At 63.2% G+C, this 23,151-nt stretch carries 24 protein-coding genes and 2 tRNA genes; 17 read left to right on the top strand and 9 right to left on the bottom strand.

The features are described 5' to 3' along the window. Window positions 1-14: 14 nt before the first annotated feature. Together AC13C2_RS08630 and AC13C2_RS08635 are read right to left on the bottom strand one after the other, a co-directional pair. A complete protein-coding gene (locus tag AC13C2_RS08630) occupies window positions 15-875 on the bottom strand; it encodes a CE1 family esterase (RefSeq protein WP_482886559.1) in 861 nt (286 codons plus the stop codon). Continuing rightward, a complete protein-coding gene (locus AC13C2_RS08635; protein WP_482886560.1) occupies window positions 872-1,348 on the bottom strand; it encodes a rhodanese-like domain-containing protein in 477 nt (158 codons plus the stop codon). The genes AC13C2_RS08630 and AC13C2_RS08635 overlap by 4 nt, the downstream gene beginning before the upstream one ends. 146 nt (window positions 1,349-1,494) lie before the next feature. On the opposite strand from AC13C2_RS08635, the gene AC13C2_RS08640 reads away from it, so the two are divergent. After that, window positions 1,495-2,073: a chemotaxis protein CheD gene (locus AC13C2_RS08640; RefSeq protein WP_092763640.1), complete on the top strand. Its 579-nt coding sequence runs from the start codon at window positions 1,495-1,497 to the stop codon at window positions 2,071-2,073. 15 nt (window positions 2,074-2,088) lie between these two features. Here the strand turns inward: AC13C2_RS08640 and AC13C2_RS08645 are convergent, their stop codons facing one another. Beyond that, a complete protein-coding gene (locus AC13C2_RS08645) occupies window positions 2,089-3,294 on the bottom strand; it encodes an ROK family protein (protein ID WP_482886561.1) in 1,206 nt (401 codons plus the stop codon). A gap of 197 nt (window positions 3,295-3,491) precedes the next feature. Between AC13C2_RS08645 and AC13C2_RS08650 the strand changes: the two genes are divergently transcribed. The 5 genes from AC13C2_RS08650 to AC13C2_RS08670 all read left to right on the top strand — a co-directional run bounded on the left by AC13C2_RS08650 (window position 3,492) and on the right by AC13C2_RS08670 (window position 10,364). Next, the gene (locus AC13C2_RS08650; protein ID WP_092763636.1) at window positions 3,492-4,511 is read left to right on the top strand and encodes a sugar ABC transporter substrate-binding protein; all 1,020 of its coding nucleotides are present in this window, start codon (window positions 3,492-3,494) and stop codon (window positions 4,509-4,511) included. Between the two features lie 74 nt (window positions 4,512-4,585). Then, window positions 4,586-5,632, top strand: coding sequence for an ABC transporter permease (locus AC13C2_RS08655; protein ID WP_092763634.1), 1,047 nt, complete (start codon window positions 4,586-4,588; stop codon window positions 5,630-5,632). An 85-nt stretch (window positions 5,633-5,717) separates the two neighbouring features. Then, window positions 5,718-6,497: an ATP-binding cassette domain-containing protein gene (locus AC13C2_RS08660; RefSeq protein ID WP_092763632.1), complete on the top strand. Its 780-nt coding sequence runs from the start codon at window positions 5,718-5,720 to the stop codon at window positions 6,495-6,497. A gap of 91 nt (window positions 6,498-6,588) precedes the next feature. After that, entirely contained in the window at window positions 6,589-8,673 is a 2,085-nt protein-coding gene (locus tag AC13C2_RS08665) for a hydantoinase/oxoprolinase family protein (RefSeq protein ID WP_482886562.1), read from the top strand. Continuing rightward, on the top strand, window positions 8,670-10,364 hold the full coding sequence (locus AC13C2_RS08670; RefSeq protein WP_482886563.1) for a hydantoinase B/oxoprolinase family protein: 1,695 nt from the start codon (window positions 8,670-8,672) through the stop codon (window positions 10,362-10,364). Before AC13C2_RS08665 ends, AC13C2_RS08670 begins: the two co-directional genes overlap by 4 nt. A gap of 777 nt (window positions 10,365-11,141) precedes the next feature. Here the strand turns inward: AC13C2_RS08670 and AC13C2_RS08675 are convergent. After that, window positions 11,142-11,216, bottom strand: a tRNA-Thr gene (locus AC13C2_RS08675). A gap of 167 nt (window positions 11,217-11,383) precedes the next feature. Between AC13C2_RS08675 and AC13C2_RS08680 the strand changes: the two genes are divergently transcribed. From AC13C2_RS08680 to AC13C2_RS08705, 6 genes are all read left to right on the top strand, one after another. Continuing rightward, window positions 11,384-11,575 carry a hypothetical protein gene (locus tag AC13C2_RS08680; protein WP_092763626.1) on the top strand — a complete coding sequence of 64 codons (192 nt, stop codon included), beginning with the start codon at window positions 11,384-11,386 and terminating at the stop codon, window positions 11,573-11,575. Beyond that, entirely contained in the window at window positions 11,568-12,842 is a 1,275-nt protein-coding gene (gene murA, locus AC13C2_RS08685; protein ID WP_339643603.1) for a UDP-N-acetylglucosamine 1-carboxyvinyltransferase, read from the top strand. Before AC13C2_RS08680 ends, murA begins: the two co-directional genes overlap by 8 nt. Continuing rightward, on the top strand, window positions 12,835-13,311 hold the full coding sequence (locus AC13C2_RS08690) for a DUF2948 family protein (protein ID WP_339643601.1): 477 nt from the start codon (window positions 12,835-12,837) through the stop codon (window positions 13,309-13,311). The genes murA and AC13C2_RS08690 overlap by 8 nt, the downstream gene beginning before the upstream one ends. A gap of 65 nt (window positions 13,312-13,376) precedes the next feature. Continuing rightward, window positions 13,377-14,678: a histidinol dehydrogenase gene (gene hisD, locus AC13C2_RS08695; RefSeq protein ID WP_482886564.1), complete on the top strand. Its 1,302-nt coding sequence runs from the start codon at window positions 13,377-13,379 to the stop codon at window positions 14,676-14,678. A gap of 47 nt (window positions 14,679-14,725) precedes the next feature. Then, window positions 14,726-15,196: a UPF0262 family protein gene (locus AC13C2_RS08700; protein ID WP_482886565.1), complete on the top strand. Its 471-nt coding sequence runs from the start codon at window positions 14,726-14,728 to the stop codon at window positions 15,194-15,196. A gap of 63 nt (window positions 15,197-15,259) precedes the next feature. Next, on the top strand, window positions 15,260-15,640 hold the full coding sequence (locus AC13C2_RS08705) for an arsenate-mycothiol transferase ArsC (RefSeq protein WP_245737625.1): 381 nt from the start codon (window positions 15,260-15,262) through the stop codon (window positions 15,638-15,640). A gap of 19 nt (window positions 15,641-15,659) precedes the next feature. Here the strand turns inward: AC13C2_RS08705 and AC13C2_RS08710 are convergent, their stop codons facing one another. Then, entirely contained in the window at window positions 15,660-15,902 is a 243-nt protein-coding gene (locus AC13C2_RS08710) for a hypothetical protein (RefSeq protein WP_482886566.1), read from the bottom strand. Window positions 15,903-15,977: 75 nt separating this feature from the next. After that, complete coding sequence (locus tag AC13C2_RS08715) at window positions 15,978-16,364, bottom strand: hypothetical protein (protein ID WP_482886567.1); 387 nt, start codon at window positions 16,362-16,364, stop codon at window positions 15,978-15,980. 230 nt (window positions 16,365-16,594) lie between these two features. Between AC13C2_RS08715 and infA the strand changes: the two genes are divergently transcribed. The 5 genes from infA (at window position 16,595) to AC13C2_RS08740 (ending at window position 18,778) form a co-directional block, all read left to right on the top strand. After that, window positions 16,595-16,813: a translation initiation factor IF-1 gene (gene infA / locus AC13C2_RS08720; RefSeq protein ID WP_055087116.1), complete on the top strand. Its 219-nt coding sequence runs from the start codon at window positions 16,595-16,597 to the stop codon at window positions 16,811-16,813. A 1-nt stretch (window position 16,814) separates the two neighbouring features. Further along, window positions 16,815-17,399, top strand: a complete 585-nt coding sequence (locus AC13C2_RS08725; protein ID WP_482886568.1) for a Maf family protein — start codon at window positions 16,815-16,817, stop codon at window positions 17,397-17,399. Further along, the gene (locus tag AC13C2_RS08730; RefSeq protein ID WP_092763613.1) at window positions 17,396-18,400 is read left to right on the top strand and encodes a ribonuclease E/G; all 1,005 of its coding nucleotides are present in this window, start codon (window positions 17,396-17,398) and stop codon (window positions 18,398-18,400) included. The genes AC13C2_RS08725 and AC13C2_RS08730 overlap by 4 nt, the downstream gene beginning before the upstream one ends. Next, window positions 18,397-18,588 (top strand): DNA gyrase inhibitor YacG, encoded by a 192-nt coding sequence (locus AC13C2_RS08735; protein WP_092763612.1) that lies wholly within the window; start codon window positions 18,397-18,399, stop codon window positions 18,586-18,588. Before AC13C2_RS08730 ends, AC13C2_RS08735 begins: the two co-directional genes overlap by 4 nt. Window positions 18,589-18,703: 115 nt before the next feature. Next, a tRNA-Phe gene (locus AC13C2_RS08740) sits at window positions 18,704-18,778 on the top strand. Window positions 18,779-19,554: 776 nt separating this feature from the next. On the opposite strand, the gene AC13C2_RS08745 is transcribed toward AC13C2_RS08740, so the two are convergent. From AC13C2_RS08745 to AC13C2_RS08755, 3 genes are read right to left on the bottom strand one after another with little or no spacing between them, the layout of a single operon-like run. After that, window positions 19,555-21,021 (bottom strand): multicopper oxidase family protein, encoded by a 1,467-nt coding sequence (locus AC13C2_RS08745; protein ID WP_482886569.1) that lies wholly within the window; start codon window positions 21,019-21,021, stop codon window positions 19,555-19,557. Next, a complete protein-coding gene (locus AC13C2_RS08750; RefSeq protein ID WP_482886570.1) occupies window positions 21,018-22,769 on the bottom strand; it encodes a SulP family inorganic anion transporter in 1,752 nt (583 codons plus the stop codon). Before AC13C2_RS08750 ends, AC13C2_RS08745 begins: the two co-directional genes overlap by 4 nt. Window positions 22,770-22,774: 5 nt before the next feature. Then, complete coding sequence (locus tag AC13C2_RS08755) at window positions 22,775-23,149, bottom strand: rhodanese-like domain-containing protein (RefSeq protein ID WP_482886571.1); 375 nt, start codon at window positions 23,147-23,149, stop codon at window positions 22,775-22,777. Window positions 23,150-23,151 lie beyond the last annotated feature (2 nt).

The raw sequence follows: 23,151 nt of genomic DNA on the forward strand, positions 1-23,151 counted from the left end.
CAGGGGTGCACGACTTATCGGACCGGCAATGCTCGGACCGGCAGTGCCTCGTACCAGTCCAGCATCATGTCGGCCCATCCGGCAGGCACACCATGGCCGCCGGGAAACAACGCCATTTCAAGCGCGCTGTCTTTGGCGCAGGTCCAATACCGGCGCTGGAAATCGCCGGTCGTGCGGGTGCCGGACGGGTTCGGCTGTTCGCAGCCGTTGGCCGCGCGGAACAGGGCCAGGCCTTCGAAAATGTCGCCTTGCACGAACTGGCCGTTGCGCAGGACACGTCCTTCCAGCGGGACGGTGCTGTCTTTCCAGCCATGTGTCTGGAACAGCCGCACAGGCCCGGCGCAGCTTGCGGGATGCGGTCGCCAGAACCCGCCCGAGACGGGGGCGTATGCCGAAAAAGCATCGGGTGTATCGCAGGCCAGATAGCTGACCATGAAGGCCCCTGCGGAGAAACCCGCAAGGATCACAGCGTCGGGGTCTATGGCATGGGTCTGCGCCGCGTCGGCGACGATTTCGGCGAAGAACGCGGCTTCATCCCGGCCGGGACCATGCATGATGTCATTGCGGAACGACCAGATGCCGCCCTCCCGGTCGTCGCGCCACGGCAGTCCGTCCGGGGCCAGAACCGCATACCCGCGGTCGGTGAAGGCCTTGATCGTGCCGGTCATGCCCAGGGCTCCGCGTCCGGTGCCCCCTGCGCCGTGCAGGAAGATCACCGCCGGAAAGGGGCCGTCGCCGTCGGGCAGGGCCACGCGGTAGGTGCCCAGCGGCGTTTCGCAGGGCGGATCGTCGCGCCCGCAGGTCTGCGCGACAGACGGCGCAGCGGCCAGACCGATCACCGCCGCCGCCAGCAGGCCCGCCAGACGTGCGATCATCGCAGGGTCACCGGCAGGCCACGCTCCAGCCAGCCCGGCCCGGCGCGCGAGCCGAGCATTCCTTCGGGGATGTCGATGATCTGAGTGAATCCGGCATCGGTCAGCCGCGTGCCGGTCCGGTCCGACCGCACACCCCGCGCACAGATCAGTGCGATGGGCCGGTTAAGGTCGCCGTCGGCCATCCGGGTCAGCGCCTCGACGAAATCGTCGCGCCGCAGGTCCAGCGTCTGCGCACCCTCGGCCACGCCGGTCTTCATCCATTCGTCCGGGCGCCGGATGTCGATCAGCATGATCTTCCCGGCGCGCAGGGCGTCCAGTGCTTCGGGTGGCGTCATCTCGGCCCCCCGGAAGGTGTCGCGTCGCGCCAGAATGAGCCCTGTGGCCGCTGTGGCGACAACGGCGACAGCACCGCCGCCGATCAGCAGAACACGACGGCGGGACAACAGAGTGGGTGTCTCGGCGGGTGCGGTCATGACAAGTCCTCCGCTTTCGGCAATATCGTCCCGTTCTCCGGGTCGGAAGTCACGAATGGGTGACGCTGTTAAGGCGATCTTCAGGAAGTTGTTCTAGCTGAAGCAGTCGGCAGCTTTCCGATTGCCGCAAGTCACGGGGGGATTGGATGACACATCCGGGCCGCGCCATCCAGCGTCAGGCTGCAAGTCGATGTTCGCCGCAACGGCCTGCAAGCGATCTCTCCACCTGGCGGGAAGTGGGGCAGGGCGACTTCGTCGTCATCGATCGGCCTGGTATCTGGCTGACGGCGACACTTGGGTCCTGCGTCGGGATATTCCTGCACGATTCCGCAGGACGACAGGGTGGCATGACGCATATTTTCCACTGCGTCGATCCCGGCCCGATGGGGGGCGGGGCGATCGTGGCCGAAATCGAGAGGCTGGTGAATGTGCTGATGCGGCAGGGCGCGCGCCGCGCAGGGCTGGAGGCGCGGATCGCCGGGGGCGCGCATACACTGACGCGCGGCAAGGATGTGGGCGGCCAGATTGCCGAAGTCTGTCTGGACTACCTGAAGGCCGAGGCGATCCCGCTGGTGCAGGCGGATCTGCGCGGGGTGCGGGCACGCCGGGTTGTCTACGACCCTACGACAGGCGATTTGCAGATCAGCTATCCGGATTCGAAGCTGCCACCGCATCGTGACCATCCCTCCGGTCTGCACGATCAGACCGAGGAATTGTTCCGATAGCGGCTGAAACCGTCGTCAGCCCGCCTGATCCACGATTTCGGTGGTATGGAAGGTATTCGTGTTGAGCAGGTATTGCGCTACGATCGGTCCCGACGCCGCTCCAAGCGTTCGGGCGTTGCCGCCCACGCGCCCGGCTTCTATGCGCGGCACGATCAGACCGCGGGTGTCCTGCGTCGCCAGATATCGGCGTACCCGCTCGACCAATTGATGGCGGATCGTTTCGGGAAAGGCCCCGTCGATCAGGATTGCTTCGAAGTCGATGACGGAGCAGGTCGACAGGCTGGCCTTGGCCAGCTCCTGTGCGGTCTCTCCCAGCCATGGCTCCACGTGTCGCGCCAGCGTGGCCCATGTCTTCGGTCCCTCGGACAGGCGGGCAGGGTCCAGTCCGACATCGCGCAGGCGGGTCTGCAACAGATGCAGCGATGCCATGTCGACCAGTTGCCGACTTTCGCCGTTGGGACCGATGGTGCGCAGCGATCCGAGCGCGCCCGCATTGCCCCGATGCCCCTCATAGAGAGAGTGGTTCAAGACGATCCCACCACCCAGATAGGAGCCGACGAAGAAATAGGCGTAATCCCGGAATTCCTTGCCGCGGCCATAGATCTGTTCGGCCAGGCAGGCCGCCGTGGCGTCGTTCATCGCCAGAACGGGCAGGGCGGTGATACCCGCAAGGGCCGCGCGCAGGTTTGTGCCGTTCCATTCCGGAAATTCAAGCGAGGGGGTGCTGGCATTCCAGATCTCGAACGGAGCTGCAATCCCCAGTCCGCACAGCCTCAGCGCCTCGTTCGGAGACAGATCGCTGCACAGATCGCCCAGCCCTTCGGTCAGGAAGTCCAGTACCGGACCAGGGCGCAAGACATCGTAATCGAGCCGAAGCTGACGACGCATCCCGCCGGTGAACTCCATCAACAACAATTCTGCCGATCGACGACCGATTTTCAGGCCCAGCGAAAGAACTCCATCGGGGGCCAGTGCCATCGGAACGGATGGTTTGCCGACACGGCCCCGGACGGGCGCGCGGCGCGATAACAGCCCCTCGGTTTCCAGACGGCGCAGGATACCGGATACGGTGGGGGCGGACAGTCCAGACAGACGCGCAAGATCGCTGCCCGCCAGCTCGCCGTGGCGCAGCAGAAGCGACAGCAGAAGGCGTTCGTTGTGATCCCGAACACCCTTCTGGCTTAGTCCCGTACTTATCGATCTGACGATACCGTCGTCCATGACGCTCCCTACCGGGCGTATCGCTCAGAGGCGATGCCGCCATCGCCACGATAGCGTCGAATAATTAGTAAAGAAAGTTAATTAATAAATTGACTCAGGCCGAAGTATGGCATTTTCTATTTGCGGGAGACCGGTTGACTGGCGATTGCGAACGTCGCTCGGGACCGGCGCGACCGTTCATATCTGGGAGGATTACCATGAAGAAGCTGTTAGCCGGGTCGGCCATTGCCGCCCTTTCCATGACCGGTGTCGCATTCGCCGACGCCGATTCCACCACTGCCTGCCTGATCACCAAGACGGATACCAACCCGTTCTTCGTGAAGATGCGCGAAGGTGCCGCCGCCAAGGCGGAAGAGCTCGGCATCAACCTTCTGTCCTTCGCGGGTCGCGTCGATGGTGACCACGAGACACAGGTCGCGGCGATCGAGACATGCATCGCCGAAGGCGCCAAGGGAATTCTCCTGACCGCGTCCGACACCTCGTCGATCGTGCCTGCCGTCAAGCAGGCCCGCGACGCCGGACTTGTCGTGATTGCGTTGGACACGCCGCTGTCGCCAATCGACGCGGCCGATGCGACTTTCGCCACCGACAACTTTCTGGCCGGTGAGCTGATTGGCCAGTGGGCCGCCGCCGCCCTCGGGGACGAGGCCGCGAACGCGCGGATCGGCATGCTCGACCTGTCCGTCAGCCAGCCGACTGTGGGCGTATTGCGCGATCAGGGGTTCCTGACCGGCTTCGGCATCGACGTCAAAGACGCCTCCAAGTGGGGCGACGAGGAAGATCCACGTATCGTTGGCAACGAAGTCACCGCAGGTAACGAGGAAGGTGGCCGCACCGCGATGGAGAATCTGCTGGCGATCGATCCGACGATCAACGTCGTCTACACCATCAACGAGCCTGCCGCCGCAGGTGCCTATGAGGCGCTGAAGTCCATCGGCCGCGAAAACGACGTTCTGATCGTGTCCGTCGATGGCGGTTGTCCCGGCGTGCAGAACGTCGTTGACGGCGTGATCGGTGCCACATCGCAGCAGTACCCGCTGCTGATGGCGTCCAAGGGGATCGAAGCGATTGCCGCCTTTGCCAAGGACGGCACGCTGCCGCAGCCGACCGAGGGCAAGGACTTCTTCGATACCGGCGTGGCGCTTGTCACCGATCAACCCGTGGACGGGGTCGACAGCATCGACACCGCCGAGGGCGCGGATCTTTGCTGGGGCTGATGGGATAGCATGATACGATTGGACAGGGCGCGTGCTATGCGTCCTGTCCGGTGTCACGCGGCAAAGGGGCAGACATGACCGACAATCCAACCACCGCCACGGCGGATCGCGTTGCCGAATTCGACCAGGGCCGTAAAGGCTTCGTGCATCAGGTGCAGCACCGTTTGCATGTCACCCCGGCGCTGGTGCCGCTGATCGTCCTCGTGGGTTCGATTGCGGTGTTCGGGGCGCTTCTGGGGAACAAGTTCTTTTCACCCTTCGCGCTGACCCTGATTCTGCAACAGGTGCAGATCGTCGGCATCGTCGGCGCGGCGCAGGCGCTGGTTATCCTGACTGCGGGCATTGACCTGTCGGTAGGCGCGATCATGGTGCTGTCGTCGGTCATCATGGGACAATTCACCTTCCGCTATGGCCTGCCGGTCGAGGTCGCGGTCGTCAGTGGCCTGGCCATCGGCACAGCGATTGGCGCATTCAACGGCTGGCTGGTGTCGGCAATGAAACTGCCGCCCTTCATTGTCACGCTGGGCATGTGGCAGATCGTGCTGGCGGCCAACTTCCTCTATTCCGCCAACGAAACCATCCGCAGTCAGGAAATCGCGAGCGAGGCCCCGCTGCTTCAGATCTTCGGCACCACGTTCAAGATCGGCGGCGCGGTGTTCACGGTCGGTGCGATCTTCATGATCGTGCTGACGCTTATCCTGGCCTATGTGCTGCGCCACACCGCCTGGGGCCGTCACGTCTATGCCGTCGGCGACGACCCCGAGGCGGCGGAGTTGTCCGGCGTCAATGTCCGCGCGACGTTGATTTCGGTCTATGCGCTGTCGGGTCTGATCTGCGCTTTTGCCGGCTGGGCCCTGATCGGGCGGATCGGCTCGGTCTCGCCCACGTCTGGCCAGCTGGCCAACATCGACAGCATCACCGCCGTGGTGATCGGGGGCATTTCGCTGTTTGGCGGACGCGGGTCGATCATGGGTATGCTGTTCGGCGCGGTGATCGTCGGAGTATTCTCGCTGGGCCTGCGCCTGATGGGCGCGGACGCGCAGTGGACCTATCTGCTGATCGGTGTCCTGATCATTTTCGCGGTCGCCATCGACCAGTGGATCAGGAAGGTGTCGGCATGACCCGGATAACCGGCAGAACGACCGGGTGCCGCGGTGCGCACGTGGGACAAGCCCACGGGGACCAGTGGATCAGGAAGGTGTCGGCATGACGGAACCTCTTCTCAAGGCGCGCGGACTGGTCAAACGGTATGGCCGTGTGACCGCCCTGGACCACTGCGATTTCGACCTGATGCCAGGCGAAATCCTCGCCGTGATCGGGGACAACGGTGCCGGGAAATCCTCGCTCATCAAGGCGCTGTCGGGCGCGGTCGTCCCCGATGCGGGGGAGGTGTGGCTGGACGGCAGGAAAGTCCGCTTCACCGCGCCGACCCAGGGCCGCGAAGCGGGGATCGAGACGGTCTACCAGACCCTCGCCATGTCGCCCGCGCTGTCGATTGCGGACAATATCTTCATGGGCCGCGAAATTCGCCGTCCCGGCATAATGGGCAGCGTGTTTCGAATGCTGGACCGCCCCGCGATGGAGAAATTTGCCCGTGAAAAGCTGTCGGAACTGGGGCTGATGACGATTCAGAACATCAATCAGGCGGTCGAGACCCTGTCGGGCGGTCAGCGTCAGGGCGTTGCCGTCGCCCGTGCCGCCGCCTTCGGGTCGCGCGTCATCATTCTGGACGAACCGACGGCCGCGCTGGGTGTCAAGGAAAGCCGCCGGGTGCTGGATCTTATCCAGGACGTGCGCGCGCGCGGCATTCCGATCATCCTGATCAGCCACAACATGCCGCATGTCTTCGAAGTCGCCGACCGCGTCCACGTCCATCGGCTGGGCCGCCGTCACTGCGTTATCGACCCGAAGGACTACACGATGTCCGACGCAGTTGCCTTCATGACCGGCGCGAAAGAGCCGCCCGAAGCATTGCTGTCCGCCTGACGGCAGGTCTTGACGCCGACCCGGCATCCGATCACCCCGGTATCGGGGGACCGGACGCCGGTCTCTCGCGACCGTTCAGGCACGAGGTAATATGACCCAACACGCGACCAGATTGGGCGTCGACATCGGCGGCACCTTTACCGACGTGGTGCTGGAGACGGCCGGCGGTCGCCATTCGGCCAAGGTCCTGACGACCTATGCCGCGCCCGAAAATGCCATCGTCGACGGCATGCGACAGGTCTGCACCAAAGCCGGGATCGCACCTCAGGCCATCGGCCAGATCATCCATGGCACGACGCTGGCGACCAACGCTCTGATCGAACGGCGCGGCGCGCGCACGGCGCTGATTACGACGCAGGGCTTCCGTGATGTGATCGAAATGCGCACCGAGTCGCGGTTTGAACAATACGACCTGAACCTGGAGCTGCCCGACCCGTTGCTGCCGCGTCAGATGCGGCATGCCGTGGCCGAGCGTGTCGACGCGACCGGCGCGATCCTGATCCCGCTGGCGCGCGCGGACATCGAGACGGTCGTGGACGCCATCGCCGAACAGGGCGTCGAAAGCGTCGCCGTCGGCCTGATCCATTCCTATCTGAACGATGCGCACGAACGGTTGATCCGCGATGTGCTGGCCGAGCGTCTGCCTGATGTGATGGTGTCGCTGTCGTCCGAAGTCTCGCCCCAGATGCGCGAATACGAACGCTTCAATACGGTCTGCGCCAACGCCTATATCAAGCCGCTGATGAAGTCGTATCTGGGGCGGCTCAAGGGCCGGTTGTCGGACGAGGGGGCCGACTGCCCGGTCTTCCTGATGCATTCCGGAGGCGGCATCATCTCGCTGGACAGCGCGGCGGAGTTTCCGGTCCGACTGGTCGAATCCGGCCCGGCGGGCGGTGCGGTCTTCGCTGCCGACATCGCCGCGCGGCACGGACTGGACCGGGTTCTGTCCTTCGACATGGGCGGCACGACGGCCAAGATCTGTCTGATCCGCGACTTCACCCCCAAGACGTCGCGGGTGTTCGAGGTCGCGCGGACCTATCGGTTCAAGAAAGGATCGGGGATGCCGATCTCGATCCCGGTGATCGACATGGTGGAAATCGGTGCGGGCGGCGGCTCGCTGGCGCATGTCGACGCGATGCACCAGATCCGCGTCGGCCCCGAAAGCGCCGGATCCGAACCGGGACCCGCCTGTTACGGACGCGGCGGCGACCGCCCCGCCGTGACCGACGCCGACCTGATGCTGGGCAAGCTGGACCCCGATGGTTTTGCGGGCGGCTCGATCCGACTGGACACCGAAGCGTCGCACGCCGCACTTGCCCGCGTGCTGGGCGATCCGCTGGACATGGACGCGATGGAAGCGGCGTTCGGATTGGCCGAAGTCGTGGACGAGAACATGGCCAACGCGGCGCGTGTCCACGCCGTCGAGAATGGCGAGGATCTTGCAGGCTATACCATGATCGCCTTCGGTGGCGCGGCCCCGTTGCACGCCGGTCGCCTGTGCGAAAAGCTGGGCATTGATCGCCTTCTTGTGCCACCCGGCGCAGGCGTCGGCAGTGCCATCGGCTTCCTGCGCGCGCCGTTCAGCTTCGAGGCGAACCGCTCCGTCTACATGACACTGTCGGACTTCGATCCGGTCCGCATCACCGACCTTCTGGGTGATCTGCAATCCGAGGCAACGGGTTTCGTGCGCACCTGCGATGCCGACAGCCCGATCAACTGCGAGTTCAAGGTCTACATGCGCTATACGGGCCAGGGCTGGGAAATCCCCGTGACGCTGTCCGAAGCGCAGGCGACGGCCCCCGACGCCGCGACCTTCCTGTCGCTGTTCGAGGCGGATTACACCCGACTGTTCGGACGCACGGTTGCCGGTCTGGACGTAGAGATCACCGTCTGGTCGGTCAATGCCACGACCCCGCCTTCACCGGTCGAGCCGTTGGGGGCGGCCGGGCGGGGCGGGACGATCATCGGCACCGGCACGCGCGCCGTTTTCGACCCTGCACTGGCGCAGGTCGTTGACGCCGCCGTGGTCGCTCGCACCGGTCTGATGGATGGCGCGACCATCGACGGCCCCGCCGTCCTCACCGAGGATGAGACCACCATCATCGTCCCCGCCAGCCGCACGGCGACGCATCTGCCCGACGGCTGCATCGACCTGACCAGAAAGGCCACGCCATGACCTCCACCGTCGCCTGCCAGGTCATGTGGAACCGACTGATTTCCGTGGTCGAGGAACAGGCGCAGGCGCTTGTCCGCACCGCCTTCAGCACCTCGGTCCGCGAGGCGGGCGATCTGTCGGCGGGCGTCTATGACGCCGATGGCCGGATGTTGGCACAGGCCGTTACCGGCACGCCGGGCCACGTCAACGCGATGGCCGACGCCGTCGCGCATTTCATCCGCCGGATCGGGCGCGACACGATGGCGGAAGGCGACGTCTATGTTACCAACGACCCGTGGGAAGGCACCGGCCACCTGCACGACATCACCATGGTCACCCCGTCGTTTCACGGCGGCCATCTGGTCGGCTTCTTCGCCTGCACCGCCCATGTCGTCGATATCGGCGGGCGCGGGTTCGGTGCGGATGCCAACAGCGTCTACGAGGAAGGCCTCTACCTGCCGATCATGCGCTTCGCCGACCGCGGCAGGGTGGACGAGACGCTGCTGAAAATCGTGCGCGGCAATGTCCGTGAACCCGATCAGCTGGTCGGCGACATGTATGCGCTGGCGTCCTGCAACGAGATCGGCCACCGCCGCCTGACCGCCATGATGGAAGAGTTCGGACTGGACGATCTGACCGGCATCGCGACCTTCATCCTCGATAATTCCCGCCGTGCCACGCTGGAGCGGATCGCCGCGCTGCCCCGCACCTCCGCCACCGGCGAGATGACGGTCGATGGCTTCGATACGCCGATCACCCTGAAGGTCCGCCTGACGATCGAGGCCGACCGCATCCTGTCGGATTTCGCGGGCACCAGCGGGCTGGACCCCAAGGGCATCAACTGTCCGCTGGTCTATGCCAAGGCCTATGCCTGCTATGCCCTGAAATGTGCAATCGCCCCGGAAATCCCGAACAACGCGGCATCGTTGGCTCCGTTCGAAATCGCCGCGCCCGTCGACTGCATCGTCAACGCGACGCATCCCGCGCCGGTCGCCCTGCGCCATATCGTCGGTCACTTCGTCCCGGACACAGTGTATGACGCGCTCGACAAGATCCTGCCCGGCGTGGTTCCAGCGGAAGGAGCGGGATGTCTGTGCAATTTTCAGCTTTCCCTGCGGCCCCGGTCGGGTGCGCAAGACGGTGCGACACGGTCCGAGGTTCTGATCTTCAATTCGGGCGGGGCGGGGGCACGGCCTGGCTTCGATGGGTTGAACGCGACGGCCTTTCCGTCCGGCGTGATGACCATGCCCATCGAGGCCACGGAGCACGCCGGCCCGGTGATGATCTGGCGCAAGGAGTTGCGACCGGATTCCGGCGGAGCGGGGCGACATCGCGGCGGTCTGGGGCAGATCATGGAAGTCGGCGCGCGCGATGGCTATGAGTTTGATTTTTCGGCCATGTTCGACCGCGTCGATCATCCGGCGCGGGGCCGTCGCGGCGGCGCATCCGGGGCGCCCACGACCATCGCACGCGACGACGGATCGGTGATGCGGGGCAAGGGCAGGCAGTTCGTCGGTTCCGGTCTCCGCGTGATGCTGGCGCTGCCCGGTGGCGCAGGCTACGGCGCGCCGGGCGAACGCGACACCGATCTGGTCAGGCGCGACCTTGCGCGCGGATATATCTCGGCGGAAGTCGCGGCCCGCGATTACGGCCTGACACCCGAGGAGATCGAAGCCGTGCAGGTCGAGGTGCGGCAGGGCAAGACGCCATAGGGAGGGCGTGACGGCTGTCTTCCGCCCCTACAATTCTCGACCAGTCACAGGGCAGAATAGGCCCTGGCGGGATGTGGACCGCATGGACATGAACATGACAAATCAAAAGATACGATACGTTGTTGATATAGTTAATAAATATCCGCATCTGCGATAAATCGCCGATTGGTCGCGTGGGTCAAAGCGTTAACCTTTTGTTAAGGGGTGGTTCTTTATCGTTAAGGAATGCTCGACTTAGAACCTGCCCAAGCCCCAACAGACGCTTATCTCGCTCTGGAAGCGGATCTTCTGAATTATGCCCGGCATTACGCTCCGACGGAGGAGGCTCGAATGTCCCCCAGTGAGCCGCGGAAAGCTCCTGACACATCCGACTGGGCGCATCGAAGGGCGACATTGGACAGAATCTGTCTGGGAAAGTGATCTGCCGGACTTCAAAATGAACCGCCGGGACGAACGTCGGCTCTTTTGGTCCAATGGAAACCGAGGATAAGGCAGCGTGATCGAGGGGCAGTTCTTCGGTCTCGCCATCTGTCGCCACCGTCTGCATCGTACGGACGTTCCCGATTGCCTCGCGATAGAATTGTCCACGCAGGCCCCGGAGGTTTCGCATAAGCGACCTGAACGTCTGTGGGGACACGCTTTGCAGGTAATGGTAGATGCTGTTCGCATGCTTCGCCGCCCGGTTACGGGCAAGGCCGTGCATGCCACCTCCGTATATCACCGAGGAGGGTTTAATACCCTGACAAGTCGCATCTTTTTGAGAGTTTCAAGGAAAAATGGTGCTGTGAGAGAGGATTGAACTCTCGACCTCACCCTTACCAAGGGTGTGCTCTACCACTGAGCTACCACAGCATTCCGGGGGCGGATTAGACCGAACCGGATGATCCCGCAACCCCTGAATATGTTCCCCGACAGCATTGAGCGCCCCCTATGGCCGCCAATGAAGGCCGCATCTGGTCTGCCCGGCTGGACCCCCGTCGCACCTGTCGCTATGTCGGCGGAGAATAACAGGGGCAAGCATGGTGCAGGGCGGCAAACCTACCCGTGAAGATCGGCTGAAGGCCGCGCTGAAGGCCAATATGGGACGGCGCAAGGCGCAGAAGCGCAATCGCGCAGAAGACATGTCGCCAGACACCGTGGCCAAAGACGCCCCGGACCATAAAAACGGGCCCGCAGATGGTCCAGACGAGCAGGAGACTCCCCATGGATAGCATCATCGTCACCGGCGGCGGCCCGCTGAGCGGCACGATTCCGATCGCCGGTGCCAAGAACGCCTGCCTCACGCTGATGCCCGCGACGCTTCTGTCTGACGAACCGTTGACCCTGACCAACGCTCCCCGCCTGTCGGACATCCGTACCATGTCCCAGCTTCTGGGGTCGCTCGGGGCCGAAGTCAGTCCTCTCTCGGACGGTCTGGTGCTGGCGATGTCCTCGCACGACCTGAACGGCGAACGGGCGGATTATGATATCGTGCGCAAGATGCGCGCCTCGATTCTCGTCCTCGGGCCGCTTCTGGCCCGGCAGGGTCGGGCCGTCGTGTCGCTGCCCGGCGGTTGCGCCATTGGCGCGCGACCCGTCGATCTGCACCTCAAGGCGCTGGAGGCGATGGGAGCCGAGCTGGAATTGCGCGACGGATATGTCCACGCCAAGGCCCCTTCGGGCGGATTGCACGGCGGTATCGTCGACTTCCCCTTCGTTTCGGTCGGCGCCACCGAAAATGCGCTGATGGCCGCAACACTGGCCAGGGGCACCACCGTCCTCAAGAATGCCGCGCAGGAGCCTGAAATCGTCGACCTCGTTCATTGCCTGCAAGCCATGGGCGCGCAGATTTCCGGCGAAGGCACCGACACGATCGAAATTCAGGGCGTCGACCGTCTGCACGGGGCAACCCACCGCGTGGTCACCGACCGGATCGAACTCGGCACCTATATGCTCGCACCGCTGGTGGCGGGGGGTGAAGTCACGCTGGGCGGCGGTCGTCGCAACCTGCTGGACGCCTTCTGCACCAAGATCGAGGAAGCGGGCGCCGAAGTGACCGAGTCCGATGCCGGTCTGACCGTCAAACGCGCCAACGGCCCGATGCAGGCCGTCGATGTCGAGACGCAGCCGTTCCCCGGCTTCCCGACCGACCTTCAGGCCCAGATGATGGCGCTGCTCTGCACCGCCCAGGGCACTTCGGTCCTGGAGGAAAAGATCTTCGAGAACCGCTTCATGCACGCGCCCGAACTGATCCGCATGGGCGCGGAAATCGATGTCCACGGCGGCCACGCGACGGTGACGGGCGTCGACAAGCTCAAGGGTGCGCCGGTGATGGCAACCGACCTGCGCGCGAGTGTCAGCCTGATCCTCGCCGGTCTGGCGGCCCAGGGCGAAACCCGCGTCGGACGCGTCTATCATCTGGATCGCGGATATGAACACGTTGTCGCCAAGCTGCGCGGCGTCGGGGCGAATATCGAAAGGGTCAAGGAAGATGGCTGACACTCCCACTCCGCGCGATGCAAGGTTTCACGACGCCGATGAACGCCCGCTCAAGCTCTGGGCGACGGATGCGCAAGACCTGCAAATCCTGGCCGCACTGGCGCAGGACGCCGTGCTGCCCGCGTCGGAAATGCGCTGGCAAAAGGGTCCGCGCCGCTTTGCCATGCTGCTCAACCGTTACCGCTGGGAACACGGCACGCGTCAGCCCGAACGGGTGCGCAGCCTGCTGACGGCGGGGGACGTGGTGTCTGTCCGGGGGCAGGGGGTGCTGCCCGGCGATGCCGATACCGTATTGTCGCTGCTGACGCTGGACTGGGAGCCGGGGGCCGACGCCGACGGCATCCTGCGCCTGACCTTCGCGGGTGACGGTGTGATCGAGGTCACCTGCGACTGTCTCGATGTAATGCTCGCGGATGTGACGCAGCCCTATGCCGCGCCGTCGGGCAAGGCGCCGGAACACCCGGAATAACCCGACACCCCGAGTCCGGGGCTGCCGCACGCCAGGCAGACCCGGACCCTGCCCGGAGATCATGGATGCCGCAATTCCTGTCCACCGCCGACGCCGATTTCGATACCCGGTTCGACGCCCTGCTGTCCATGAAGCGCGAGGATGCGCCCGATGTCGACGATGCCGTCGCCGCGATCATCGCCGACGTGCGCGCCCGTGGCGACACCGCCGTGTGCGACCTGACGATCCGATTCGACCGTTTCGACCTGACGCCGGAAACGATGCGCATCACCGATACCGAGATCGCCGCCGCTGCCGACCGGGTCGCGCCCCGGGACCGGACCGCGCTGGAGACCGCCGCCGCCCGCATCCGCGCCTATCACGAACGGCAACTGCCCCGTGACGAGCAATGGACGGACGAGACCGGCGCGACGCTGGGCTGGCGCTGGGGGCCGGTCGACGCGGCGGGGCTTTATGTGCCGGGCGGGCTGGCGACCTATCCTTCGTCGGTGCTGATGAATGCGATCCCGGCGCGGGTCGCCGGTGTCGGTCGGCTGGTGATGTGCGTGCCGACACCCGACGGTGTGCTCAACCCGATGGTCCTGCTGGCGGCACAGATGTCCGGCGTGACCGAGGTTTACCGCATCGGCGGCGCGCAGGCGATCGCCGCCATGGCCTACGGCACCGACACCATCGCGCCCGTCGACAAGATCACCGGGCCGGGCAACGCTTTCGTCGCCGCCGCCAAACGCCGCATCTTCGGGCGCGTCGGCATCGACATGATCGCGGGTCCCTCCGAAATCCTGGTGATCGCAGACTCCGACAACGACCCTGACTGGATCGCCATCGATCTGCTGTCGCAGGCCGAACACGACGAAAGCGCGCAGAGCATCCTGATCACCACCGACGCCGCCTTCGGTCAGGCCGTGGCCGACGCTGTGACGGCCCGTCTGGAAAGCCTGGAGCGCGCAAACATCGCGGGCCCGTCCTGGCGCGATTTCGGTGCCGTCATAACCGTTGGCGATCTGGACGAGGCCGCGAAGCTGTCAAACCGCATCGCCCCCGAGCACCTCGAACTCGCCGTCGCCGATCCCGAAGCGCTGTCCGACAAAATCACCCACGCCGGGGCGATCTTCCTCGGTCAGTGGACGCCCGAGGCCATCGGCGATTACGTCGGCGGCCCGAACCATGTCCTGCCCACGGCCCGCTCGGCCCGCTTCTCGTCGGGCCTGTCGGTCCTCGACTTCATGAAGCGCACGACGCTGGCCCGCATGACACCCGAAAGCCTCCGTGCCATCGGCCCCGCCGCCGTCCGCCTTGCCACGTCGGAATCGTTGCAGGCGCATGGCCTGTCGGTGCAGGCGCGACTGGACCGGCTGAACCGATGACGCGCCAGACCATTGCCCCGCCCGCCACTATGCCGCATCAAGCGCCCATGACCGATCGTATCGCCCAGATTCATATCGACGACGCCAATCTGCCGATCCCTACGGCGGAAATCGAGCAGGAACGGGCCGTCGCCATCTTCGATCTGCTGGAAGACAACAGCTTTTCCCTCGCCGCCGATGGGGCGCCCGCCGGGCCCTACGACCTGACGCTGGCCATTCGCGAACGCCGTCTGGTCTTCGAGATCAGCACCGGCACAGGCAAGGCCGGTGAATTCCATCTGTCGCTGGGGCCATTCAAACAGGTCGTGAAAGATTACTGGCAGATCTGCGCGGCCTATTTCGACGCGGTCAAGAAACTCCCACCCAGTCAGATCGAGGCGATCGACATGGCCCGGCGCGGCATCCACAACGAAGGCGCGCGCATCCTGCAGGAGCGGCTGGAGGGCAAGGCGACTGTCGATATCGACACAGCGCGGCGGCTTTTTACCCTGATCTGCGTGCTGCACTTCGGGGGCTGAGCATTGGCCGGAAACCCACAATCCGTCCTGTTCTGCTGCGATCACAACGCCGTCCGTTCGCCCATGGCAGAAGGGCTGATGAAGAAGATGCACGGCCAGTCGATCTATGTGCAATCGGCGGGCGTGAAAAACGACATCGAGATCGACGGCTTTGCCGTTGCCGTCTGCGCCGAGATCGGGGTGGAACTGTCGCGTCACCGTTCCCGATCTTTCGAGGAAATGAAGCAATGGGGCGACGATCTGGAGCAGTTCGACCTGATCGTCGCCCTGTCGCCCGCATCGCAGCGCATGGCTCTGGAGCTGGCCCGTCACGCCCATATCGACGTTGAATACTGGCCCATCATGGACCCTACGGGGCTGGGCAAGGGGCGCGATCAGAAGCTGGCGAGCTATCGGCTCAGCCGCGATCAGATCAGGGAACGGTTGAAGGGTCGGTTTGGGTGAGGGGCCTTTAGGCGACGGTTCAGGGAACGAGCGTGACCGGAAAGAACGGCATATTCCTCGCCTTGATCTTTGCCGCCTTGATCGCCTGACGCAGACGATCCGAGACGAACAGAAGTTCCGGGCCGATCAACGGATCACGCCATAGGTCCGCTCCATCCAGAACCGAAGATGACAGGGCAATTTTGCCGCCACCCTGTGCTTCCATTATCGAGTTATACATATAATCGTTGGTCGTCGGATGTAGCGTCAGGGTGTTGGGCAATAACCGCGCTGTGCCGTTTTCATAGACCACCGTCGGTCCGACCGCAGAGGCCTCGACGTCCAGACCTGATTTCTTCTACGCCACCGCCAGCAACCAGAACCGCTCCGGCCTCGGGGTCACGCGATCATGCGCAACGAAAGGCAGTTCTGTCAGCTGGTTGTCGCCCAAATCGAACTGCACCAGCACATCATGCATCTTTTGCGAAACGGTCAGAACGACGTGACGGGACATGAAGAAGTCGGGCATGAAGCGCTTGAAATCCGCGCCGTATCGGCCCGACATATCCCGAAAGCACAGCGGCATATGTTCCGGCGGAAAGCGGATGCCTCTGTTCGACAGGGGCCGCGCCATACCTTCGCTGCCCTCGGGTTCGATGAAATCCATTTGGCCGTAGTTCGCGGGGTCAGCCGGAAACGGCGTGAACCAGACCGGAGTCTCAACTTGTCCGTCATTCTGCGCCATCAACTTCTCCGTTTTTGTCGACACGAACGTCGTCCGGTTGCCGTGGCATCCGATACGGACGTTTGTATGACCGACGTAATACCTCCGTATGCACCGTCGTAATATCCCCGATCACGCGCGGGTCCCCGTCGCACATATCCCCTTGAATATTTCCCGGTTTCCCCCCATCTAGCCACATCCCGCCGCAAGCCTCCGTTTTCCGGTCGCGCGGCCCCACATCAGGAGACACCATGGCCAAGGAAGAAATGCTCGAATTCCCCGGCGTCGTGCGCGAGCTTCTGCCGAACGCGACATTCCGGGTCGAACTCGAGAATGGCCATGAGATCATCGCGCACACGGCAGGCAAAATGCGCAAGAACCGCATCCGCGTTCTGGCCGGCGACAAGGTTCAGGTCGAGATGACGCCCTATGACCTGACCAAGGGTCGCATCAACTATCGCTTCAAGTAAGGTGCCGGGCAACGGCCCGCGCCTGATCCTCGGATCCGGCTCTCCGCGACGGTTGGAGTTGTTGGCGCAGTTGGGCGTAACGCCTTACGCCGTGCGCCCGCCCGATGTCGATGAAACACCTGAAAACGCAGAACTTCCGCGCGTTTACTGCGAACGGATAACGGCGCTGAAACTGGCCACGGTAGAGGCCGGTCCCGATGATATCATACTTTGTGCCGATACCACGGTGGTCGTCGGTCGGCGCATTCTGGGCAAGCCCGCCGACGCCGGTCAGGCCGCGCAATTCCTGCACCTGCTGTCGGGACGCCGGCACAAGGTCGTGACCTGCATCGGGGTGCGACGTGGCGACCGGATATGGACGCGAACCTGTGTGACGTCGGTCAAGCTGAAGCCGCTGTCGGACTTCGAAATCAACGGCTACCTTGCCACCGATGACTGGCAGGGCAAGGCAGGCGGCTATGCGATCCAGGGGCCAGCGGGTGCTTTCGTGTCGTGGATCGAAGGCAGTTTCACCGGCGTCGTCGGACTGCCCCTGCATGAAACCGCAAACCTGCTTCAAGCCGCAGGGCTGGAGATCTGGCGATGAACGGCACACAAATCATACTCGGTCACCACAAAGGCCGCCCCGCCGCCGCCCGCATGGTAAACGGACGGCTGGACGATTTGCTGATCGACGGCGACGATGATCGGCCCGGTCTGGGGACGGTGTTCCGTGCCATCTGCGACCGCCCCGTCAAGGGGCAGGGCGGCATGTTCGTGAAGCTTGGAAACGGTCTGACCGGCTGGCATCGCAATGCCAAGGGACTGGCCCCCGGACAGGCGTTGCTGGTGCAGGTCACGGGTCATGCCGAACCGGGCAAGGCCATCCCCGTCACCGACCGCGTGCTATTCAAATCGCGCTATTGCATCGTCACCCCCGGCGCGCCGGGCCTGAACGTTGCGCGCAGCCTGACCGATGACGAGGACCGCGACCGGCTTCTGGAAATCGCCAATGACGCGGTGCCTGACCGCGACGGTCACGGCATCATCCTGCGGACGGCCTGCGAAGGCATCGACGAATCGACGTTGACCGACGATCTGACGCAGACTTGGGGTGTGGCGATGCAGGTGCTGGATGATCCGGGGACGGACGCGGAGCGCCTGCTGGATGGTCCTGACGCGCATGCCCTGGCATGGCGCGATTGGGCCGGGACCGAGATTTCGGAGGACTGGGCGACGGTCGAGGATCAACTCGATGCCCTGTCGTCACCGCAGGTCAACGTCGGCCCGGCCACGTTCTACATCGAGCCGACGCGCGCCCTGACGGCTGTTGATGTGAATACCGCCGAGGGCGGGGCAGGCGGGTTCAAGGCCAATCTTTCGCTGGCGAAGGAACTGCCGCGACAACTGCGCTTGCGCGGGATCGGCGGTCAGATCGTGCTGGACCTGGCCCCGATGCCCAAGAAGGATCGCAAGGCGTTCGAAAGCGCCCTGCGCACGGCGTTGAAGTCCGATGCCATCGAAACCAGCCTGATCGGCTGGACCCCGCTGGGCCATTTCGAACTGACCCGCCGCCGCGAACGTCGTCCGTTGGAGGAGCTGCTGTGACCTGCCCGATCTGCGACAAGCCTACGGATGCGAAATACCGTCCGTTCTGTTCCAAACGCTGCGCTGACGTCGATCTGGGTAAGTGGCTGACCGGCAGCTATGCCATCCCTTCGACCGACCCGGATGACGCAGAAGAAGCCATTGACGCTGCCGAGCCGGAGAAGGACAGCCGTTCGCGCCAGAACTGACGCTTTTTCGTCTGGACACCGATTTTGCCGTGCCCTAGACGATGCAAACCCCGCGAGGTGCCAAACCTCGCAGACCTCAGGGAACCCCTTTCGGGAGACCCCGGTCGGACCCGGTGCCTGGGTAGCTCAGGGGTAGAGCAGTGGATTGAAAATCCTCGTGTCGGTGGTTCGATTCCGCCCCCGGGCACCATTTTAAAAATTAAAAACAGTTGCTCAGCTGATATTGGCGGCAAGCGCCAGATCGCTCAAATGTCCTTGGGTATCATTCGGGTAGCGTTTTGAGTCTGCCTCGCTCCACGACACTTTTGACTTCTTCGTCTATGTCCGCGCGATGGGCGACCTCTTCTTGCGAAAGGTCGTTTTCTCTCCTGATCCTTTGGATATTTCTGGAAACGCGCGATTGAATTGACGTGCGCGGCATGGCGTATGGCGGTCACAGCCAAAGCCACAGACTACAAGTCATATTCGAATTAGGCTGCCGGAAGGCCCGAAGTCACTGATGACATTCAGAAATGCAGGACGAGGCCGGGGGACATGCGTCCTCATGGTCGACTGATAGTCTAAATAACGAGGCGAGGGGCGTCCTGCGTATAAGTTCAAGCTGAAATATTGGCCGTATCGATAACGGTCGTATCGATTGAACAGCGGTCCACCCTTATGTCTCCGCTCAACGGTACAAACTCGATGCTCCTTCAGAATGCCAATAATCTGTTCTTTGCTGGAGCTTGATCGCTTCATCGTCTGTCTTCTCAGTTGGAGAACAGGCTAAACCCGAAACGCCGGACATTTCAGGGGAGCAGGTCACCGCGCTACTGTCTGTTTGAAGGTATGTGCCTGGCGTCGATCCTCTCGTTTGTCACCCTTCGTCTGGCTCAACACGCATGCCCAAACCTCGCATGGCAGCGGATATGGCCTCGACACAGGCCAAGTCGCCAAGACGGGCAAGCCGGAAAATGCGGACCGGTGTCATCCGACCGTGAATTGCCCCATCATTCCCGCATCTTCGTGTTCGAGGATATGGCAGTGATACATGAATGGCGTGTCGACCGTTGCCGGTTTGTCGAACCGGAGCAAAATCTCGGTCGGACCTTCGACATGCACCACGTCCTTCCATCCAATCGCTGCGGGGTTGACTGCCCGCCCGCCCATGGTGACGACCTGAAAGGACACGCCGTGAACGTGAAACGGATGCGTCATCATGTCGGCATTGATGCGCCAGAGCTCGGTTTCGCCCAACTGCACCTGCTGGTCGATGCGCGACATATCATAGGGCTCGCCATTGATGCCCATGGTCTGCCTGTCCTGTCCGATCAGATTGTTCAGCATGCTGCTGATCATGTTTCCGGAACTGATGTTCAAGATGAACTCGCGGGTGCGAACGGGTTCGCCGAGATCGGAGACTGTTGCGGGCAAAGACCCGGGCAATTGCACGGGACCGGATGTTGACGCATCGCCGACATCGAAAGACATGACGTCGAGTGTTGCGGTATTATTTCCGCCACCCATCATGCCGCCACCCATCATCCCGCCACTACCGACATTCCGGGAGATCAGGCGAACGGCAGACCGATCCGAGAAGTCGACGATGATTTCGGCCCGTTCTGCCGGGGCAAGACGCAGATTGACCATCGCGACAGGCGAGGGCAGCAGGCCGCCGTCGCTGGCGACCTGATGGAATTGCCGACCGTCGGTGAAGTTGAAATCATATATCCGGGCGTTGGATGCGTTCAGCAACCGCAAGCGCACCAGCCCCGCGGGCACGGTCAGCTTGGGACGAATCGCACCGTTGACGAGCACCTCATCTCCATGAAAACCCTGCATCCTTCCCATCATGCCCAGATCATAGGTCAGTCTTCCCGACCGGTCGAAGCTGCGATCCTGCACGATCAGCGGAAAATCATTCACGCCATAGTCACGGGGCAGCGGATTGTCGATTTCGGGGTCGTCGATGATGATCATGCCCGCCAGACCACGGTAGACCTGTTCGGCGGTGCGGCCGTGAACGTGACTATGGTAGAACAGGGTTGCCGCGGGATGATCGACTGGGAGCTCCGGAGACCAGGTCTTGCCCGGACCGAAGGCGAGTTGCGGCCCACCGTCCAAGTATCCAGGCACATGCATCCCGTGCCAATGGGCGGTGATCGGATCGTCGGTGCGATTTTCCACATCGATACTGGCGGTGCGCCCACGTTGGAACCGAAGGAGCGGTCCGAGATAATCCTGCCCGTAGCCCAGTGTATCGGACTCAACTCCGGGAATGAGTTCAGCTCTGCCCTTGATTGCGGACAGGATATTGCCAGCACCGGGACCGACCTCCATCACGTCCGGGATCGGCAGCGGCGCGCCCGGTTCGGCGGCGACGGTCCGTCGGCTGATTATGGCAGGTGCGGCAAGGGTCGCGACACCGAGGCTCAGAAATTGGCGCCGTTTCAAATGGATACTCCGTCTCTGGAAGGGGAAGGGTAGGTCTGAGCCGTCTCGGCAAGACAACGGACCGCGCCATGCTGGGTCAGGAACACCTTGCCGGTCAGATCGTCGAGGAAGGAGCTGGTCTTCAACCGATCCATCACCGGCCCCTTCACCTCGCTCAGATGAAAGGTGATACCACGGGCTTTCAGGCGGCTATTGATCGCCTCAAGACTTTCCAGCGCGCTCATGTCGATCTCATTGACGGCCGAGCACATCAGGATGACGTGCTTCAGGTCGCCCCGGTCGGCGGTCATGTCATAGATCCGGTCTTCGAGGTTGCGGGCATTGGCAAAATACAGGCTCTCGTCCACGCGGATCGACAGGATGCGGTCATCCGTGATCACGTCGTGGCGGTTCACGTTGCGGTAATGCTCGGTGTCCGGAACCTGTCCCACGATGGCCATATGCGGGCGGGACGATCTATAGACGTGGATCAAAACCGAAATCAGGACACCTGCTGAAACACCCGCCTCGACACCGAAAATCAGCGTCAGCAGGATCGTCGCCGAGACGGCCGCGAAATCGGCGCGTGAATACCGCCACGTGCGTTTCAGGACCGAAAAATCGACAAGGCTCAGAACCGCGACGATGATCGTTGCGGCCAGCGTGGCATTGGGCAGGAAATAGATCAGCGGCGTCAGGGCCAGGGCTGCAATCGCAAGTCCTGCGGCGGTGAAAACGCCTGCCGCAGGGGTCCGGGCACCCGCATCGAAGTTGACGACTGAGCGTGAAAATCCACCCGTGACAGGAAAGCCGCCGCTGAAGGCCGCGCCCAGATTGGCTGCACCAAGACCGATCAGTTCCTGATTCGGATCGATGCGTTGGCGGCGTCTGGCCGCGAGGGTTTGTGCAACCGAAATGGATTCCACAAAGCCGATGATCGACAGCAAAATGGCCGGGCCGATCATCGCCGTCAAAACCGAGGGCTGGAACGAGGGCAGCGTCAGCGGCGGAAGCGACTGCGGCACGGAGCCGACAATATCGACACCGCGCCCGGTCAGGTCGAAAGCCCAGACCGCCAGTGTGCTGGCCACAACGGCGAAGACCGGACCAGCCTTGGCCCCCATTTCAGACAGGGTGGGGCCAAGGCCGATGCTCCGTAAAAGCGGTTTCAGCCCGCTGCGGACCCAGTAAAGAAAGACAATGACCGACAGGCCGATCGCGGCAGTGATCCAGTTGATGGAGCCAATCGTCCTCCAAAGGTCTGGGACCAGTTCCAGCAATGTATCGCCAGAGGCTTCGATACCCAGGATATGTTTCAACTGACTTGTGGCGATCAGGATGCCGCTGGCGGTGATGAATCCCGCGATGACGGGATGGGACAGGAAATTGGCAATGAACCCCAGTCGAAACACCCCAAGAAGCAGCAGAAACGCACCGGACAGGAACGCCAGCGTCAGCGCAGCGGTGGCATAGTCGATCCCCTGGTCACCCAGACCGCCGATCGCCGCCGCCGTCATCAGTGAAATGACGGCGACCGGCCCGACGGCCAGGCTGCGCGAGGTGCCGAAGATCGCATAGAGTACGATCGGCAGGATCGAGGCATAGATTCCCGCCTCGGGCGGTAATCCGGCCAGCAGCGCATAGGCCAGCGATTGCGGGATCAACATGATCGTCACGATCAACGCCGCAACCAGGTCCGCACCCAGTTTGTCCGCATTGTAGCGTCGCCCCCAGTCGAGGACGGGCAGGTATCGCGACAGCCGATGCATGGCTGTCAGGAACGAAGCGGAAGACCCGCCTTCTTCCAGGCCGCAAGGCCGCCATCAATCACCGTGGCGTCATAGCCCATCTGCTTAAGGCTGTCGGCAGCAAGCGCGGCACGGGCCCCCGAGGCACACAGGACATGCACGCGGCCTCCGCCATCGCGCCTGGCGGTCAGAGCGGCATTGCCCTTGCCGGTTTCCGGGTCGGCCTGTGCTTCGACCAGCCCGCGGGGGATATGAACCGCGCCGTCGACCGCGCCGTCGTTATCCAACTCCGCCGGTTCGCGCACATCGAGGATCATGTCGCCACCTTGCATGGCCTCATGGGCTTCGGCGGGGCTGATCGTATCGATGTGTGATCTGGCATCGGCGACAAGGTCTTTCATGG

Source organism: Jannaschia sp. L-14R, assembly GCF_056857695.1.

Bases quoted from the DNA above. Each gene is read 5' to 3' on its own strand.
- AC13C2_RS08630 (WP_482886559.1), bottom strand. From the start codon at position 875: ATGATCGCACGTCTGGCGGGCCTGCTGGCGGCGGCGGTGATCGGTCTG.
- AC13C2_RS08700 (WP_482886565.1), top strand. From the start codon at position 14,726: ATGACCGATCGTATCGCCCAGATTCATATCGACGACGCCAATCTGCCG.
- AC13C2_RS08680 (WP_092763626.1), top strand. From the start codon at position 11,384: ATGGTGCAGGGCGGCAAACCTACCCGTGAAGATCGGCTGAAGGCCGCG.
- AC13C2_RS08645 (WP_482886561.1), bottom strand. From the start codon at position 3,294: ATGGACGACGGTATCGTCAGATCGATAAGTACGGGACTAAGCCAGAAG.
- AC13C2_RS08655 (WP_092763634.1), top strand. From the start codon at position 4,586: ATGACCGACAATCCAACCACCGCCACGGCGGATCGCGTTGCCGAATTC.
- AC13C2_RS08755 (WP_482886571.1), bottom strand. From the start codon at position 23,149: ATGAAAGACCTTGTCGCCGATGCCAGATCACACATCGATACGATCAGC.
- murA (WP_339643603.1), top strand. From the start codon at position 11,568: ATGGATAGCATCATCGTCACCGGCGGCGGCCCGCTGAGCGGCACGATT.
- AC13C2_RS08665 (WP_482886562.1), top strand. From the start codon at position 6,589: ATGACCCAACACGCGACCAGATTGGGCGTCGACATCGGCGGCACCTTT.
- AC13C2_RS08660 (WP_092763632.1), top strand. From the start codon at position 5,718: ATGACGGAACCTCTTCTCAAGGCGCGCGGACTGGTCAAACGGTATGGC.
- AC13C2_RS08750 (WP_482886570.1), bottom strand. From the start codon at position 22,769: ATGCATCGGCTGTCGCGATACCTGCCCGTCCTCGACTGGGGGCGACGC.
- AC13C2_RS08705 (WP_245737625.1), top strand. From the start codon at position 15,260: ATGGCAGAAGGGCTGATGAAGAAGATGCACGGCCAGTCGATCTATGTG.
- AC13C2_RS08670 (WP_482886563.1), top strand. From the start codon at position 8,670: ATGACCTCCACCGTCGCCTGCCAGGTCATGTGGAACCGACTGATTTCC.
- AC13C2_RS08650 (WP_092763636.1), top strand. From the start codon at position 3,492: ATGAAGAAGCTGTTAGCCGGGTCGGCCATTGCCGCCCTTTCCATGACC.
- hisD (WP_482886564.1), top strand. From the start codon at position 13,377: ATGCCGCAATTCCTGTCCACCGCCGACGCCGATTTCGATACCCGGTTC.
- AC13C2_RS08690 (WP_339643601.1), top strand. From the start codon at position 12,835: ATGGCTGACACTCCCACTCCGCGCGATGCAAGGTTTCACGACGCCGAT.
- AC13C2_RS08635 (WP_482886560.1), bottom strand. From the start codon at position 1,348: ATGACCGCACCCGCCGAGACACCCACTCTGTTGTCCCGCCGTCGTGTT.
- AC13C2_RS08640 (WP_092763640.1), top strand. From the start codon at position 1,495: ATGACACATCCGGGCCGCGCCATCCAGCGTCAGGCTGCAAGTCGATGT.
- AC13C2_RS08715 (WP_482886567.1), bottom strand. From the start codon at position 16,364: ATGGCGCAGAATGACGGACAAGTTGAGACTCCGGTCTGGTTCACGCCG.
- infA (WP_055087116.1), top strand. From the start codon at position 16,595: ATGGCCAAGGAAGAAATGCTCGAATTCCCCGGCGTCGTGCGCGAGCTT.
- AC13C2_RS08730 (WP_092763613.1), top strand. From the start codon at position 17,396: ATGAACGGCACACAAATCATACTCGGTCACCACAAAGGCCGCCCCGCC.